General features: G+C 61.6%; 14 protein-coding genes. 2 read left to right on the top strand and 12 right to left on the bottom strand.

Annotated elements, in window-relative coordinates:
• Positions 1-41: 41 nt before the first annotated feature.
• The 5 genes from LC531_RS05525 to LC531_RS05505 all read right to left on the bottom strand — a co-directional run bounded on the left by LC531_RS05525 (position 42) and on the right by LC531_RS05505 (position 6872).
• Positions 42-2852, bottom strand: coding sequence for a sensor histidine kinase (locus LC531_RS05525; protein ID WP_223649315.1), 2811 nt, complete (start codon positions 2850-2852; stop codon positions 42-44).
• A gap of 83 nt (positions 2853-2935) precedes the next feature.
• Positions 2936-3187: a hypothetical protein gene (locus LC531_RS05520; RefSeq protein ID WP_223649314.1), complete on the bottom strand. Its 252-nt coding sequence runs from the start codon at positions 3185-3187 to the stop codon at positions 2936-2938.
• Positions 3188-3244: 57 nt separating this feature from the next.
• Complete coding sequence (locus tag LC531_RS05515) at positions 3245-4732, bottom strand: MFS transporter (RefSeq protein ID WP_223649313.1); 1488 nt, start codon at positions 4730-4732, stop codon at positions 3245-3247.
• Between the two features lie 69 nt (positions 4733-4801).
• Positions 4802-6313, bottom strand: a complete 1512-nt coding sequence (locus LC531_RS05510) for a hypothetical protein (protein WP_223649312.1) — start codon at positions 6311-6313, stop codon at positions 4802-4804.
• A gap of 139 nt (positions 6314-6452) precedes the next feature.
• Positions 6453-6872: an IS1/IS1595 family N-terminal zinc-binding domain-containing protein gene (locus LC531_RS05505; RefSeq protein WP_223649311.1), complete on the bottom strand. Its 420-nt coding sequence runs from the start codon at positions 6870-6872 to the stop codon at positions 6453-6455.
• Between the two features lie 251 nt (positions 6873-7123).
• Here LC531_RS05505 and LC531_RS05500 point away from each other — a divergent pair, with 251 nt between their 5' ends.
• Entirely contained in the window at positions 7124-8044 is a 921-nt protein-coding gene (locus tag LC531_RS05500; RefSeq protein WP_223649310.1) for a flavin reductase family protein, read from the top strand.
• A gap of 3 nt (positions 8045-8047) precedes the next feature.
• Here LC531_RS05500 and LC531_RS22985 read toward each other — a convergent pair whose 3' ends face one another.
• The 6 genes from LC531_RS22985 to lpxK all read right to left on the bottom strand — a co-directional run bounded on the left by LC531_RS22985 (position 8048) and on the right by lpxK (position 14587).
• Positions 8048-8560 carry a carboxypeptidase-like regulatory domain-containing protein gene (locus LC531_RS22985; protein WP_223649309.1) on the bottom strand — a complete coding sequence of 171 codons (513 nt, stop codon included), beginning with the start codon at positions 8558-8560 and terminating at the stop codon, positions 8048-8050.
• A 28-nt stretch (positions 8561-8588) separates the two neighbouring features.
• Positions 8589-9815, bottom strand: a complete 1227-nt coding sequence (locus tag LC531_RS05490; RefSeq protein ID WP_223649308.1) for an alanine dehydrogenase — start codon at positions 9813-9815, stop codon at positions 8589-8591.
• Positions 9816-9914: 99 nt separating this feature from the next.
• Positions 9915-10367 carry a tRNA (adenosine(37)-N6)-threonylcarbamoyltransferase complex ATPase subunit type 1 TsaE gene (gene tsaE, locus LC531_RS05485; protein ID WP_223649307.1) on the bottom strand — a complete coding sequence of 151 codons (453 nt, stop codon included), beginning with the start codon at positions 10365-10367 and terminating at the stop codon, positions 9915-9917.
• A 211-nt stretch (positions 10368-10578) separates the two neighbouring features.
• Entirely contained in the window at positions 10579-11175 is a 597-nt protein-coding gene (locus LC531_RS05480) for a MiaE family protein (RefSeq protein ID WP_223649306.1), read from the bottom strand.
• Between the two features lie 250 nt (positions 11176-11425).
• The gene (locus tag LC531_RS05475) at positions 11426-13408 is read right to left on the bottom strand and encodes a putative porin (RefSeq protein ID WP_223649305.1); all 1983 of its coding nucleotides are present in this window, start codon (positions 13406-13408) and stop codon (positions 11426-11428) included.
• A 57-nt stretch (positions 13409-13465) separates the two neighbouring features.
• Complete coding sequence (lpxK, locus tag LC531_RS05470; protein ID WP_223649304.1) at positions 13466-14587, bottom strand: tetraacyldisaccharide 4'-kinase; 1122 nt, start codon at positions 14585-14587, stop codon at positions 13466-13468.
• Positions 14588-14747: 160 nt separating this feature from the next.
• Here lpxK and LC531_RS05465 point away from each other — a divergent pair, with 160 nt between their 5' ends.
• Positions 14748-15434, top strand: coding sequence for a uracil-DNA glycosylase family protein (locus LC531_RS05465; protein WP_223649303.1), 687 nt, complete (start codon positions 14748-14750; stop codon positions 15432-15434).
• 24 nt (positions 15435-15458) lie between these two features.
• Here LC531_RS05465 and LC531_RS05460 read toward each other — a convergent pair whose 3' ends face one another.
• Positions 15459-17000, bottom strand: coding sequence for an FAD-dependent monooxygenase (locus LC531_RS05460; RefSeq protein WP_223649302.1), 1542 nt, complete (start codon positions 16998-17000; stop codon positions 15459-15461).
• Between the last annotated feature and the right edge of the window lie 9 nt (positions 17001-17009).

Raw genomic sequence — 17009 nt, 5'->3', positions numbered from 1 at the left:
CTGGTTCCTGGTTGTCATTCTAACCAAGAACTTATAAAAAATTAAGAACCCGGCAGCTCCACGAAAAAGCGCGCGCCCTGGCCGGGCGCGCTTTCTACCCAGAGGCGGCCGTGGTGCAGCTCCACGATTTTCTTACTGATAGCCAGCCCCAAACCCGTGCCGGCGGGCTTGCGCATGGTCTGGTTGGGGGCCTGAAAAAACTTGTCAAAAATGAGGTGCTGCTCGGGCAGCGCAATGCCGTGGCCGTTGTCTTCCACGCACAGCAGCAGGGCGTCGGCGGCGGGCCAGGCCAGTACCGCAATGCGGCCGGTGCCATCGGCCGGGCAGGCCTTCACGGCATTCGAGAGCAGGTTGATGAGCACCTGCATGAGGCGGTCGTGGTCGGCGGGCAGGGGGGGTAGGGAGGCCGGCACGTCGAGCCGCAGCACGATGCCGCGCTCGCGGGCCAGCTGCGCCACGGCCTCAGTAGCTTCGCGGGCCACGTCGGCCAGGGCCAGCGGCACACGGTAGAGGGTCGCCTGGCCGCTCTCGTACTTTTCGAGGTCTAAAACCAAGGTAATAAGGCGGGTAAGGCGCTCGGCCTCGCGGCCAATGGTGTGGTGAAAGCGCTGCTGCTCCTCTGGTTCTAAATCCGGATTATCGGCCAGGATTTCGGCCAGCGCCCGGATGCTGGTGAGCGGCGTGCGCAGCTCGTGCGTGACAGTGCAGAGGAACTCATCCTTCTGCATATCCAGCACCTGAAGCTGGTCGTAGGCCTGGCGCAGCTCATCGGTGAGGCGCTGCAGCTGGCGGCGCTGCTTTTGCAGCTCGCGGTTGGCCTCCAGCAGCTGCTGACTTTCCTTCAGAATACCCACCACCCGGTCGTAGCTCACCTCCTCCGCCCCCACCACCGAAGCCAGCAGCAGGCGGGCCGAAGCCGGTCCAAGGGTGCCGGCCAGCAGCTTTTCGGCGTAGAGCAGCAGGCGCGGGTCGGCAGGTTCGGGGGTTCGGAGTTCTGGTTCCTGGTTTTGGCTTAAAAGGCTGGTAGCGTCTGACTGATACTTGATACTTGATGACTGATACTTGTTAACTGCGAAGGCGTCGGGGAAGCGCTCGGCGAAGGCGCGCAGGGCCTGGTTGGTGCGCTTTTTACCCAGGAAGCCCAGCAGCAGGGCGTGCACATCGGGCAGCGGCGCGCGGCCCGGCCAGCTGGTTACTTCCTCGGCCAGGCTGCGGCGGCGAAACACATCCACGAACACATCGGCCTGGCGCAGCTCAAGGGGGGTAGGCGGCACGGCCAGCGACAGCCCCACGTAGCCGCCAATATTGAAAAACCAGCTCCAGAATAAGCTGTGCGAGAGTGAGTCGAACCCTTCGAGCCCGAACAGCGCGCCCGGCCGCAGCCAGGCCACGCCCCCTACCCCCCCCGTGAGCAGCGACGCTGGCAGGCGGCCCGGCCCCACCAGCGTAGGCAGCACCAGCGTAAAAAGCCACACCCCAAAGCCCGCCAGCAGCCCCAGCGTGGCCCCGCGCCGGGTGCCGCCCTTCCAGTAGAGGCCGCCCAGCATCACGGGCAGCAGCTGCGCCACCGCCGCAAACGACACCAGCCCGGTATTCACCAGCGGCAGCTGCCGGCCCACCACGGCGTAGTAGCCATAGGCCAGGGCCAGCACCGCCACCACCGCCAGCCGCCGGCTCTGGAGGGCAATGCGGCTGAGGTAGGCAAACCAGCGCCGCTGCGCCGCGGGCCGGGTGGCCGGCACCCGCACCAGCCAGGGCATGAGCAGGTGGTTGCTAAGCATCACGCTCAGGGCAATGGTTTCGACGATAATCATGCTGCTGGCCGCCGACAAGCCCCCCACGTAGGTGAGCAGCGCCAGCCACGGGTGCCCCGCCGCCAGCGGCAGCGCCAGCACAAACGTATCGGCATCGAAGCGCCCGCCCAGCTTCAGCATCCCGCCGAAGGCAATGGGCAGCACGAGCAGGTTGATAAGGAGCAGGTAGAGCGGAAACAGCCACATGGCTTTGCGCAGGTGGTCCTCGTTGGTATTTTCTACCACGGCCACCTGAAACTGGCGCGGCAGCAGCAGCACCGCCGCCATGCTGAGTACCAGCAGCGTGAGCCATTCGGTGCTGCTCGTGCCGGCCCCTTTCAGGGTGAAAAGCTGGCGCAGCGCCGGCACCGCCGCCGCCTGGTCAAACACGTCGGCGAAGCCGCCAAACAGCCCGAACGTCACGAACAAGCCCACCAGCAAGAAGGCCAGCAGCTTCACCAGGCTCTCCAGGGCCACGGCCAGCACGATGCCCTCGTGCCGCTCGGTGGCCTCTACCGAGCGCACCCCAAACAAGATGGTAAACACCGCCAGCGTGCCGGCCGCAAACAGCGCCGGCCCGCTGGCCCGGCCGGCCGCGCTCCCTACCCCCCCCGGCCCGGCCGTCAGCACCACGTAGGAGTTGGCAATAGCCTTGATTTGCAGCGCGATGTAGGGCACCACGCCCAGTACGCACACCACCGTAACCAGCGCGCCCAGCGCCGTGCTCTTGCCGTAGCGGGCCGAAATAAAGTCGGCGATAGAGCTGAGCCGCTGCTGCCGACACACCCGGATAATTTTGCGCAGCACCAGCCACCACGCCGGGGCCAGCAGCGCCGGCCCCAGGTAAATGCCCACGAAGCTGAGCCCCTGGTGTGCCGCTCGCCCCACCGAGCCGTAGTAGGCCCAGGCCGTGCAGTACACGGCCATGCTCAGCGCGTATACGTAGGGGTTGGCTACCAGGCTCTTGCGCGCCGCCGACCGGCGCTCGGCCGCGTATGCTACGCCGAAAAGCAGGGCCAGGTAGCCGAAGGAAAAAAATAAGACCAGAAACTTATTCAATGGATGAATGAGTGAATGGGTGAGTAAGTGAAGGGTGCGCGCAGCGTGAAGCGGGTATAACGTCCATTGACCCATCCACCCACTTACTCATTGCCCTGCCGGGCCAGCCAGCCGGTGAGGGCGATGAGGGCCAGCCAGGCCAGCAGCACGTAGAGGTAGATGGTGGGGATGCCCGCCACCCGCCCGGCCCGGTCGAACGCCGCCAGCAGCGGATAATTGAGCAGCACCGCAAACAGCACCGCCACGAACAGCAACTGCTGGCCGCGCCGCGGCGGGCGTTCGGAGGGGGGGTAGGGCGTGGGCATGGCGTGCTGAGTTGGAGGGCGGGTTTTCACTTAAAAACCCGCCGGGCAGGCTGCCTGGCGGGTTTTTAAGTGAAAACCAGGTGGCTATTAGCTGTCTATCAGCTTTACGTTGCGGGTGTCCTTCATCAGGGCCATGCCCACGAAGAAGCAGATGAGCGCGATAACCACCGGATAGACGAGGCCCAGCAGGCTGCTGTGGTCCTTGGCAAACGTACCGGCCGGCTGCTTGGCGGCCCACACGCCAATGGCGGTAGCGATGAGCGGCACGAAACCGCCGAATACCCCATTCCCAATGTGATACGGCACCGAGAGCGAGGTGTAGCGCACGCTGGTCGGGAACAGCTCGACGAGGTAGGCGGCGATGGGGCCGTACACCATCGTCACAAACAGCACCAGGATAAAAGTGAGCACCGTCATCATAAACACGTTGGGTGCCAGGGCTTTCATCACAGCCGGTACGGCTTTGCCGGCGGCATCCACGGTGGCGGGCGTAATTTCGGTAAGCGGTCCGGCGTAGGCCTTAATACCGTAGAAAAGCGGGATGGTGAATAGCGCCCCGCAAATCATGCCCGTCATGATGATGCGCTTGCGCCCGATGCGGTCCGATAGCGAGCCAAAATACACAAACAGGGGGGTAGCCAGCACCATCGCAATCACCAGAATGGTACTCGAATCGATGATGTCGAGCTTGAGCGTGCTGTTCATAAACGAATAAGCCTGAAACTGCGAGGTGTAGAAAATCACGCCCTGACCCATCGTCACGCCAAACAAGGCAATGAGCACCAGCCGGCGGTTTACGGGGTTCACGAAGGAGTCGCGCAGCGGGTTCTTGCTGGTGGTGCCGGTGGCCTTGGCCCTGGCAAAAAGCGGCGACTCGTGCAGGCGCTTGCGGATGTAGTACGAGGCAATGACCAGCAGGCCCGAGAGCAGGAACGGAATGCGCCAGCCCCAGTCCTTAAAGGCGGCCTCACCCATAAACTTGCGGGTGAGCACCAGCACGGTAATACTGACGATGAAGCCCCCGGTGGCCGTAATCTGGATGAAGCTGGTGTAGTAGCCGCGCTTTTTGTCGGGGGCATACTCGGCCACGTAGGTAGCCGCACCACCATATTCGCCGCCCAGCGCCAGGCCCTGCAACAAGCGCAGAATCACGACGATAATAGGGGCCGCGATGCCGATGGTGTCGTAGCTCGGGATAAGGCCCGTGACGAACGTAGCCCCGCCCATGAGCAGCAGCGTCACCATGAACGTGTACTTACGCCCAATCATGTCGCCGATGCGGCCGAAGAACATCGCCCCAAACGGCCGCACCACGAAGCCGGCTCCAAACACGGCCAGCGCCCCCAGCAACGTATCCTCAATCTTACCCGCGTGCCCAAACAGCACTGGCCCAATAATGGCCGCCAGCGAGCCGAAGATGTAGAAGTCGTACCACTCGATGACCGTACCCACCGACGAGGCGGTAATTACCTGCCAGATGGTTTTGGAATCAACCTGGTTGTTGTCGTGCGCCGCCGGCGCGTCGGGGTCGTTGCGGTAAGCCGCCGCTGCCGTGGGGTTTAAACTTTGTTCCATAAAAAGAGGGGGGGGGAAAGCAGGTAACTCCTGGAAAACGAGGGGTAGGGCCAGGCCAGCCCTCGATGACTACAGGTAGACCTGCGTTTGCAGCGTTACCTCGGGGCGATACCGGATGCTGTTGACCGTGGCGGCTCCGTTGTTGGCGGGCAGGAAGGTCTGGTCGCTGAAATCGGGACGGAAGCGATAATTAAGGGTAATCTTGGCGTTGTGCCCGTCGAGGTAGAAGTTCATGCCCGCGTCATATACGTTCACCCCTTTGATATTGCCGTTTGTATCAAGCAGGCCGTTGAGGCTATTGTGCAGGTAGGCCACGTAGGGCTGCAACTTTACCTTGGGCCCAAGCAAGTCTTTGGGTAGCAGCACCCCTAGCTGCGCATAATAGCTCTGGCCCGTGCCAATGAGCGGCACCGCATTGCCTACCAGGCCGGCCGAGGTAGTAGCACCCGGTGCCAGCCCGTTGCCAGGGTTCATCAGGCCCACGTTGCGCACGTAGTTGGGGCCGAAGTTGTAGTTATAATACACGCCGTAGAAGGTAACGGCCGTATTAGAGGCCGTATCAACCGGCGCATCGTAAAACACGTCCACCCCATACAGGCGCACATCATGGGTAGTCGTGGTCGCGAACGGGTCAGCGGGTGCCGTGGTCGGGTAGGCCGCTGGCCGCGAGTACGTTCCTTTGGGATTATAGTGAAAACCGGCCCCGATGTTAAGCACCTTCTTGGTGCCCAGGTAAGTACCCGTCTGGTAAGGCAGTAGGTTGGCTTCTTTATCAAAAAACTCGTAGTCGAAATAACCCTGGTATATCTTATTGGTGTTGTGCGGGTTAAAGGCGGCCACGTTGGTGCGCAGACCGGCCGGCGTGGCCGTAGCCGCCGTCTGGCTGGTCACAAAGGGGTCATCGATGGCCACGCGGTAGTCGAAGCCCCCAATCCGACCCTTCGCGTACGCCCCCATAAAGAAGCCAAACTGGTCGGTCTGGTCCAGGGTAGGATAATTGACGATGGGCAAATCATAGGTCAGCATGTTCAGGGTGCTCGCCTGCGTCATGCGCGAAATACCAACCTGGTAGTTCAGGCCGGCTCCCAAACTCAAATACTTATTGATGCGAAACTCGCCCGTGGCATTATGCACGTAAAACGGTGCCCGCTTGCCCGGCCCGTTGGGGTCATTGGGGGTGCCGCCGCTGATGGTAGTCTGGTTTTCCATGCCCAGGTCGAGCAGGAACAAGAAGCGGGGGTTAAGCTGCGCCAATGTAATGAGGCGGGTGCGCCGCAGCCCAAAGGCTACCTGGTCAGACTTAGGCACCCCGTCGCGTAAGGTATTGGAATTGTTCTCGTTGTACTGCGCCCAAAACTGCGTCCAGGCAATAAAGCGCAAGTATTTCGAGCCGTCGGGCGAGAGGTTTACCTTCATGCCGGCCCCGTAGGGTACCGATTTGGCCGGCGTGGGCACAGCGGGCGGCGCGGCGGGCGCGGCCGGCGGCGGCGATGCGCCGGTAGCAGGTGGGGTAACCTGGCCGAGGGCGTTGCCGGCCAGCAGCAAGCTACTCAGCGCAAGAACGTAGCGGGTAGATTTCATGTAGCAATGAATAAGGGGTAGGGAAGCGTAGTACCCAAAGCCGTCGTTCCGGACCCAGGGTTTTGTGGCTGCCAAGTAGCAACCCGATTCCTACCCCTGCTAGCGTCTTGCTATCGTTTTGCTAAGTACTATAGCCCGGCTACTGCCGAAATCGCTCCCAGCGTATCATCATGTACTTATCGCCCAGCTCCGTCACGACCAGGCCGGCGCTTTTCAGGTTCTCGGGCTTCTGAAAGAACTCCGCCAGTTCCTTCTGATTGAGGATTTTATAGGTAGGATGATAGTCTGTTTGGCGGGGGGCTTTTACGCCGTATTTCTTTACCCAGTTCATCACGCTCACGTGGCTCACCCCTAGCAATCGCTCAATTTCGCGGTAGCTCACGCCCTCAATGTAGAGCTGCAACGCCTTCACCACGTAGTAGGGGTTCACCTCGCGGCCCACCTTGGCTACGGTATAGTGGTAGCCGCAGTTTTTGCAGCGAAAGCGCTGGCGCTCATTAATTACGCCACTCTTGGTCGCTTCCTTCGAGTCGCACTTGGGGCAGATGGGAGCATTCATGGCGCGGGTAGTAAATATGAAGTTTAGCGAAAACTATAGCTAGTTAGCAAATGTATACTGCTTTAGCAAGAAAACACCTCGCGCGGAAATTTTCCGTAAATTGCTTGGATATTGATACTGAGCAGAAAGCCTGGCTCGCAGCCCGGCCTTTCGCTGGCCGAGGGGGGTAGGCGGCAGCCAAATCGGCAGCTCCGGCGGCTACCCAGGCCCCGGCGGTAGCTTTGCCGGGCCATTGCCCCCGCTCCTACCCCATGCCTACCCCCGCCCACCGCACCATCGCACCCGCCGATTTATCGCCCGCCGATTTTTACCAGTACCTCATCGGCGCGGTGGCCCCGCGGCCCATTGCGTTCGCCAGCACTATCTCGGCGGCGGGCCTCGTGAACCTGAGTCCGTACAGCTTTTTCAACGTGATGAGCATGGACCCGCCCATCCTGGTGTTTTCGCCCACCAGCCGGGGGCGCGACAACTCGGCGAAAGACACGCTGCAAAACGTGCGCGAGGTGCCTGAAGTCGTCATCCACATCTGCGACTACGCGCTGGTGGAGCAGCTGTCGCTGGCCAGCGCCGAATACCCGGCCGGCGTCAACGAGTTCGTCAAGGCCGGCCTCACCGAAGCTACGTCAAACCAGGTGCGGCCGCCGCGCGTGGCCGAGTGCCCGGCGGCATTTGAGTGCGTAGTGGAGCAAATTATTGAGTTGGGCGACGCGCCCGGCCACGGCAACCTGGTAATATGCCGGGTGGTGCGGGCGCACTTTCGGGAGGATATTCTGCTGGCCGGCAAGCCCGGCGTAGACCCGCTTAAATTTGAGGCAGTGTCGCGGCTGGGCGGCGACTGGTATAGCCGCCTACGGCCCGAAAATCTCTTCACCGTGGCCCGCCCCAACCGCCAGTTGGGCATTGGCTTCGACGGCCTACCCCCCCATATCCGCGAGAGCAACATCCTGACTGGCAATGACCTGGCCCGCCTCGCCAACGTGGAGCGCGAAGCCCTCCCTACCCCCGCCCAAATCGCGGCAGCCCGCACCGAGCCACTAGTGGCCTACCTGCTAAACAAGCACCGCGCCGACCCTGCCGAGCAGCAAAAACAACTGGCCCTGCTGGCCCAGCAGTGGCTGGCCGAGGGCCGGGTGCAGGAGGCGTGGCGGGTGCTGCTGATTGACTTGTCTTAAAGCTTATAACTCCCGCTTATGCGTCAGGCAGTAATAGTACGGGTCACAACCCGTTAGCTGGCAACCGCCCAAGTACAGCTTGCCGGCTTTGGCTTTGGCCATCACTTTCGCCGAAGGCAAACCATAGAAAATAGGAATCACGTGGTCAGTGTGACTATTAAGGCAGGCGGGCGTCCGGCCGTGGGCAGGAGCGTAGGGACAGAAGCCAGGCATCAAAATACGCAAGGGTGCCAAGTTGACTACTCCTCCCGTAAGTCGCACATTTTTGGTACGGTAGCCCAGGGAGCTTACTTCAATAGAGCAGTCTCTAGCTGCTGGCCTCTTCAGTCGAAAGCTACCAGCCTGATTGGTAACACAACCAGCCAGCGTTGCTGTGTCCGCTTTCAGCAGTACGGTAACGCCCGGTATCCCCTCATCGGAATGACTGTCAATTACTCGGCCCGATAAAAAATACGTTTGCGCCACGCTAGTATTTGCGCAGAAAAACCCGGTTAATAAGAGTAACAACCGACTCATTTTGAAGCGCAGAAAACGTGTTTGCAAACTAATTCCGCACCGCAATAAGCAGCCCCAACTCTTTATACCGCATGTTAAATCGCTTAGCAATGGCGGCGTTGGTGAGCGAGCCTTTGTAGACGTAGACGCCGCTACGGAAGTGTTCGTTGGTGAAAAGCGCCTCGTTGATGCCGCCCTGTTGGCTGATGTCTTGCAGAATGGGCGTAAAAATGTTGCTGAGCGCGTTGGTGGCAGTGCGGGGCACGCGCGAGGCGATGTTGGGCACGCAGTAGTGCACCACATCATACTTGCGAAAGACGGGCTTACTGTGGCTGGTCAGCTCGCTGGTTTCGAAGCAGCCGCCCTGGTCGATACTGATGTCGATGATGATGGAGCCGGCCGCCATGCTAGCCACCATCTGCTCGGGCACCATAAACGGGATGCGCCCCTCCTCCACGGCAAGCGCGCCGATTACCACGTCGGCGCGCCGAATCTGCTGGCTCAGGGCGAAGGTATCGAGGGTGCTAGTGTAGAGCTGCGCACCCAGGTTGTGCTTGAGGCGGCGCAACTTATACAGGTGATTATCAAATACCTTGACTTCCGCACCCAGGCCCAGCGCGGCGCGGGCGGCGTATTCGGCCACCGTACCCGCACCCAGAATCACGACCTGCGACGGCGGCACGCCCGTAATGCCGCCCAGGATGATGCCCTTGCCCTCGTTGGAGCGGGCCAGGTACTCGGCCGCCACCAGCATCACGGTCGAGCCCGCGATTTCGCTCATGGCGCGCACTACGGGCCGCGCCCCGCTGGGGTCTTTTATTAGCTCGAAGCCAATGGCATTCACCTTTTTACGCGCCAGGGCGTTAATAAACTCGGGCGTCATCGTGCCCATTTGCAGGGCCGAGATGAGCGTTTGGCCGGGGCGCATCAGCTCGATTTCATCGAGCATGGGCGGGGCCACTTTCAGGATAATATCGGCCTTGTAGACTTCCTCGGTAGAGTAGGCGATGGTGGCACCGGCCTCAGAATAGTCGTGGTCGGAGTATTTGCTGGGCTCGCCGGCCCCGCTTTCGAGCATTACCTCGTGGCCCTCGCTCACGAGGTGCTGCACAGCTTCGGGGGTAAGGCCCAGGCGGTTTTCCTGCAAGGAAATTTCCTTGGGTAGGCCAATGAAGAGCTTGCGCTTGCGCGTTTCCACCGCCAGCATCGACTCCTGGGTGAAGTAGGCGCGGCCCGTGGCCAGCGCGCCAAAGCCGGTGGGTAGCTGTTCGGCCATAATTTTTTCAAGTATCAATCATCAAGGAACAAGTATCAGCTAGGGAGCGAGCGGGTTGGCGAGCACTATTTCTCCTTCTTCTGATTACCTACTCACCACTCAAACTGATAATTGTTGATTGATAATTGATAAGTGAATTTCTCTCGATTCGGGGCCGGTGACGGTCAGCTCTACCAGCAGATAAGTAGGGGGTAGCAGGCCGGCCACGCGGGTGGGCCACTCTACCAAGCAAAGATACCCCGAATCGAAGTACTCAGCTACGCCCAGGCGGGCCGCTTCCGCCTCAGAATCTACGCGGTAAAAGTCGAAGTGATAAATGGGGTCGCCCCAGGCATTGCGGTACTCGTTGACCAGGGCAAATGTGGGGCTGCTTACGTCATCCCTCACCCCCAACTCGGGGCACAGCGCCCGGATAAGGGTAGTTTTGCCTGCCCCCATCTCGCCCTCAAAAGCGACCAGCGAACACTCCGACTGGGCAATGGAAACGGCCAGCTGCCAGGCCACGGTGGGTAGGGCGGCCAAGCTGGGAATGTTGAGACTAAAATCAGGCATAAGAGTGATTTTCAATATTTTACCGCCTGCCATACTTATGAATCAGGACTTACGCAACGCGGTCAGGCAGCTATTATCGCCGAGGTTCGCGGAGGGCGCAAGCCTGTGAATAAAGCATCCTGTCACTACTAAACAAGTCGTTCGGCGGCGATAAGATGCTTCCCCACGAATAGTCAGATGAGCATGACAAATGAAGTTTAACAGCTAGAGATTAATGCATCCGGTCGTCGCGCACGGGCAGGCTCACTACAATTTCGCCCTCAATCTGGAGTAGCTCCTGCAAGCGGGCGTCTACCTCGGCGGGGTCGCAGTATTCCTTGGCTAGGTCTACGTAGCTCACGAAATGGCCGGCCTCGCTGGCCATCAATTCATAATAAAACTGGCTCAGCTCGGGGTCACGGTCTTGCAGGTGCAGCCAGAGCAGCTTGAAGCGCTCGCAGGAGCGCGCCTCGATGAGCGACGACACCAAGAGCTGGTCCAGGAGTTGGCGCTCGCGGGGGCCGCCCTTGCGGATGTGGGCCATGAGCTGCACCACGTATTCGTCGCGCCGGGGGCGGCCCAGCGGCAGGTTGCGCTTGCGCAGCTCCTTCACTACCCGGTCAAAATGTTCCCACTCTTCGGCTACCAGGGCGGTCAACTCATCTACCAGGCGTTCCTTTTCGGGGTAGTGCACGATGAGCGAGATGCCGGTACTGGCCGCTTTTTGCTCGCAATAAGCATGGTCTACCAGAATTTCTTCGAGGTTTTTGCTGGCCAGGTCGGCCCAGCGTGGGTCGGAGTTGAGCTTAAGCTTGAGAATAGTCTTCATCGCAGATTCAAACGGATTTAACGGATTTCGCAGATACGCCGCGGCGCGGCTGGCTATGCGGCAGGGATAGGGAAGGGAGATGGGTTATTATTGTGGGATAAGCGGTGAATGGGCAGGGCTCTTCAAACGCATTCTTAAAAACTTATATTTAACCCCTAATCACAATTTCTTAACAAGCAGCGCGAAGCGCGCGCCCGCCACGTAGCCAGCCGCGACGCGGCGCATCTGCGAAATCCGTTTGAATCTGCGGTCAGCTGAAAAATCGCCAGCGCACGCCGAAAATAATCCGCCGGGGGTAGCCCGTGTAGTAGGGGGTAGTGAAATAGCCATCGCGGTACAACCCCTGGTTGAGATAGGCTACTTTGATGAAGAGGGAAGCCGAGCCAATGTCGGCTGCCACGAAGGCATTGGCCACGGCGTAGTTGCCAATGGTGAAGTTGTTTTGCACATAAAACTGCTGGGTGCTGGGCGCGTAGCTATAACCCTTAAAATCAGACTGATAATACAGCTCGCCCCCAACCTGCGCAAACAGCGCGTGGCCAAATACCAGGCGCTGGTAATACACCCGCGACTCGGTGACGAGCGCGGGCACGCGCAGGCCGGGGTTAGTGGGGCCAGATACGCGGGTGTAAGTGCCCTGATTATCAAAAAACACGTTGCCGACCCGCACCCGGTGGCGCGCAAACCCGATGAGCAGCTGCTGGTTGCCCGTTAGCTGCTGGGGCGTGCCATCGGGGCCGTAGTACACGAGGTTGGTGAGGTTGACGACCGCCGCGCTGGCCTCAATGCTGTGCTCGGCCAGGAAGGGTAGGCGCTGCTTGAGGCGCACCGTGAGTTGGTTAGCCTTGGTATTGACGAAGGGCGAATTACTCGGGTTATCATCCTTGCCGCCCGACACGTGGTGCCACTCGTAGCTATTGCCGATAAAGAGCTGCTGCGTGAGCGTGGGCGAGTAGGAAGCCGTGAGCAGCTCGGCCGAAAGCGGGCCGGTGCGAATGCGCCCGCGCAGCCAGTATTCGTCGAATACCTTGTACTCGCCGGCCACATCCACGGCGTAGATAGTGCGGTAGTTGAAAGCCGCCGTGCCACCCAGAAACAACTGGTTGTACCCATCACGAGCTACATTAGAGAGCGGCACGCCGGGGCCCGACAGGCCCAGCCTAGTGCTTTGGGCCGTCAGCTCGGCGTTGCGCGCGCGGCCGTACAGGTTGTATTCCACGCGGTCGGTGCGGCCCAGCAGGCCCACCGTGTTCTCGACCTGCCGAAACAGCGCGCGGTCGTTGGTGGCCGTGGTATTGCGCAGCGTGCCGCGGGTGCCCGTGATAGCATTGAGCGGATAAAATAGCAGCGTGCCCGTCGCGTCGCGGGGTAGGGCATCGTCGTTGTAGCCGTTATACTGCCGGCTGGCATCGAAGATATGGTAGGCCGTGAGGCCGCGCCCCAGCAGGCGGTACGACTGAAAAACGTGCACCTGGTCGCGGTCATCGATGTTGATGCCCGGCGTAAGGTATACCTGCTCGTCACCATATTTGAAGAAGCTGCCCGGCCCCTTCAACGTATCCAGGCCTTCGCTAGCGGTGGGCCGGATGCCGCCCAGCTCGCGGGTTTGCTGACGGCTGGCCGAGTAGTTGGCTAGTAGGTGGTAGCGGCCGTCTTCGGTTTGGTAGCGGGTAAAGATGGTGAAGTTGTTGTGCTCGGTCTGGTACTGCGTGCCGCCGGTATTCAGTACCTGATTACCGGCAATACGCTCGTAATCAACGCCCACGCTAAAATTCTTCTTAAAGGAGCGGCTGTAGCTGATTTCAAATACCTGTTCGCCCTGCGAGCCCTGCACATAGCGAAAAAACGAGTAGGGCGAGCGGCTGTCGTAGTACGGCACCTGGTTGCCGGCGCGGGTCTGGCGGTCGAAAGCGTTGCGCCCGAAGCGCGCGCCGAGCTGGTAGTTGGGCTGGTAGAGCAACGGCCGCGAGGCCGAAGCCAGCACGCCCAGGTCTTGCTGAAACGTACTATCGTGCGCCCAGAACCGCGCCTGCGGCCACTGCGTGAGGCTGGTATCGATGGGCGTGCCGCCCGTAGAGTCGCGCAGCAGCTCGGCTTCGTAGATGACGCGGGTCGTTTTAGGACCGTACACCGTCTTGGTCGAGTCATCAATAATCTGGGCGCGGGCGGCCAGGGGGCCGCCCAGCACCAGGGTCAGCAGCAGCCAACGGACGGCTTTAGTAAAAAAAACCATGCAGAGAATAAACACGCCACGAAAGAGCCCACCGGCGCGGCTCAACGGGCAAAGGTACTAGCGCCCGGCCGGCCCGGTGGCCGCGGCCACCGCCGCTGCCAGCCGCGCCGCGCCGCCCTCCAGCAACGCTACCCGCACCGGAATCGTGTACACGGACAGGCCAGCGAGCGCGGGGGCCAGCGCGGGGGCCTGCAGGCGGGCGGCATCTTTTTCGGTGGTGAAAATAACCTGGCCCTGCGGCCCGCCCGCCCGCACTGCCACCAGGTCGGCCAGCGTGAAGGCGTGGTGGTCGGCAAAAGCGTACTCGGCCGCCAGCTGGTAGCCCTGCGCTTGCAGGTGCACCCGCAGCGGCCCCGGCTGCGCAATGCCCGTGAGCAGCCCCACCGGGCCATCGGGGGGGGGTAGGCCCCGCGCCCGCGCCGCCGCTGTGAATGGCTCCGGCGCGCCGTAGGCATAGGCCGAAAAAAGCACCGGCACTTCGGGCCGGGCGTAGCGCCGCACCTCCGCTTCGGCGATGGCCTGGGCGGCGGCGGGCAGGTCGGGTGGGCACTTAGTAATGATAACCAGGTCGGCGCGGGCGGCCCCGGCGCGGGTTTCGCGCAGGCGGCCGGCGGGCAGCACGTAGTCGTGGTAAAACGGCCGCGCCAGCTCGGTGAGCAGAATATGGAGGGTAGGGCGCACGCGGCGGTGCTGAAAGGCATCGTCGAGCACCACGCACGTCAGGTCGGAGTGATATTGACGCAGTAAATCCAGGCCAAGCTGGCGATTTTCGGCCACGGCCACGGGCACGCCCCGCCCGCCAAATTCCTGAAAATACTGCCAGGGCTCATCGCCCACCGTGGCGGCCGAGTCGGCGGCCGTGGCTAGGCGCGGGCCGCGCGTTTGGCGGCCGTAGCCCCGGCTCAGAATAGCCGGGCGCTGGCCCTGGCGCAGCAATTCTTCGACCAGCCAGGCCACGTGGGGCGTTTTGCCGGTGCCGCCCACCCGCAGGTTGCCTACCCCCAGCAGCGGCACCCAACCGGGGGCCGAGCGCCACCAGCCGCGGTCGTAGAGCCAGTTGCGCACCGCCAGCACCGCCGCGTAGAGCCACGAGGCCGGCAGCAGCAGCCAGCTTTTGGCCGAGGTTCCGGGTTCCGGGTTCCGGGTTGCGGGTTGCGGGCCGCTTATTTTGATGGGCATAAAGCAAAGGTCGTTTTTTTCCTTATTTCTACACAGAAACGGTTGTCCTTGCGAGCGTAGCGCGGCAATCGCACCCGAACGAAATCGTTCGAGCATCGTTCTGAGGCGATTACCGCGCTGCGCTCGCAAGGACAAACATTCTCCATCAGAAACCCACCTTATGCCCAATTTTGCCGACCGCCAGCTGACGCTGCTCACTAACTTTCCCCTACCCCCCCTACCCCTGCCGGGCGGGGCCGAGGTGCGCAACTCCTACCTGGAGCCCGAGGTGCAGGTCATCGTGCGGGCATTTGCCAGGAAATTTTACGTGGCCGAGGCGGCGCGGGTGGGCATTTTCGGCATCAATCCCGGTCGCTTTGGCGGCGGGCGCACCGGCGTGGCCTTCACCGACCCGGTGGCGCTGAGCACGCTCTGCGGCATTGGCCACGCACTGCCCCGGCAGCGCCGCGAGCTGTCGAGCGAGTTCGTGTACCGGTTTATTGAGGCGCTGGGTGGCCCGGCCGAGTTCTACCAGCACTTTTATATTAACTCGGTGTACCCGCTGGAACTGACGCGCGAAGGTAAAAACTATAATTATTACGACGCGCCCGCCCTCATTAAAGCCTTATGGCCCGATATGCGCCGCTCCCTCAGCGAGCAAACCGACCAGCTTACTCTGCGCCGTGACGTGGCCGTGAGCCTAGGCCGCCGCAACGGCGACTTCCTGCGCCGGCTCAACGACGAGCTGGGGTTGTTCAAGCGAATTGAAGTGCTTGACCACCCGCGCTTTCTGATGCAGTATAAGCGTAAGGCGCTGGCCGACAACGTGGCTAGGTACGTGGACGTGCTGGGCGGACTACTAAAATAGCGCTACGCTGACCTTGCGTTTTTTTTACTGCTCGATTTCGGCCTTCGCGACAAACCAGCGCGCGGCTGCCTGTTGGAGGGCGCGGCCATCCAGGTCGTGGTCTGCGGCCCAGGCGACAACCCCATCCGGGCGTATCAGCATCGCACTCAAGCCTAATGAGTCTTTCGCCCGGCCCGACACGTAGCTCATTTGGTCGCCGTAGGCACTCGCCAACGTTTTGAAGAAAGCATTCCCCTCGAAATCAAGCAGGATGCCCCGGCCATCGTGCAGCAGCTCCCCCATCATCGTGCCGCCTGCCAGCTCAAAGTTGGGCACGCTGTGGCCCACCAGCGGGTGGTCGCCCCCGAGCGGGTAGTGCGTAGCAATACCCCATATTCGGCCGGCAAAGTAGGTGGCCCCGTCGCGCGTGTGCAGCAGGTCGCGGATGATGGCTTGCAGCGCGGGGGCCTGCGGGCCGGGGCGCATGACGGCGACCTGCGCGCGTGACCAATCCAGTACCTGCGCCCCGAGGGGGTAGCGCTCGGCGTAATAGCTATCCAGCAAGCCGGCCGGCGCTTGCCCGTGGATGGTGGCGGCGAGCTTCCAACCCAGATTCAGGGCATCGCCCAGCCCCAGGTTGAGCCCCTGGCCGCCCAGCGGCGCGTGAATGTGCGCGGCATCGCCGGCCAGCAGCACCCGCCCGCTGCGGTAGGCAGTGGCCTGCCGCGACCGGTCGGTCCAGGTGGTGGCCAGGTGCAGGGCGCTGATAGTCACATCGGTGTCCGAGACGCGGCGCAGCACCGCTTGCATGTGGGCCAGCGTGAGGGGTGCTCCTGAACTGTGAAATACGCCCTTATCAAAATACTGGATTATCAGGTAGCCTGGCTGCGATTGCAGGTACATGCCGGTGGTGGTAAGGTTGCGGCCGGAGCGAAGCTGCTCCGGGTCGGCCAGGTCCACCTGCGCCGTGTAGCCGGTAAATTCCGGCTCCGTCCCGGCGAAGTCAAACCCGCCGGCCTTGCGCACCACGCTCCGGCCGCCATCGCAGCCCACCAGCCATTGTCCTTCAAAGAATTGGCCGCCGGCCCGCACCGTTACCCCCGCCGCGGTTTGCTGAAAGTCCGTAATGGCCAGCCCGCGCCTGATTGCTACCCCCAGGGCTTCGGCGCGGCGGGTCAGCACCATTTCCAGTTCTTCCAACTCAGAAATCAAACTGGTTTCGGTCGAGCCGGGCAGGCGATACTTCCACTGGGAGGTGTCAATATCGCCTTCATAAAAGGGAATGCCGGCGAAGTGCCCAGCCTGGCGACGTGCCCCTTGGCCGGCGTTTTGGTGGGGGTTTTTCAGGCGTTTAGGCACTTCCAGCTCCTGGAGCAACCCCCGGCGGTAAAGCGCTTCCACGGAAGGCGCGTTGAGCCCCCGGAGCCCGAAAGGCAGCTGCTTCAGGGGCGAGTGCGGGTTCTGCGACTTTTCCAGGAGCAGGACGGAACAGTGGGCCAGGGCCAGCTCGCAGGCGAGAAATAGCCCTACCGGCCCCGCGCCGGCAATCATGACGTCGTAATTAACCGGATTTTTGGTGGATTTCATCCCGCAAAA

Source organism: Hymenobacter psoromatis, assembly GCF_020012125.1.
Classification (GTDB): Bacteria; Bacteroidota; Bacteroidia; order Cytophagales; family Hymenobacteraceae; genus Hymenobacter; species Hymenobacter psoromatis.
The sequence above is the reverse complement of the archived record's forward strand: the minus strand, read 5'-3'. Positions and strand labels throughout refer to the sequence as shown.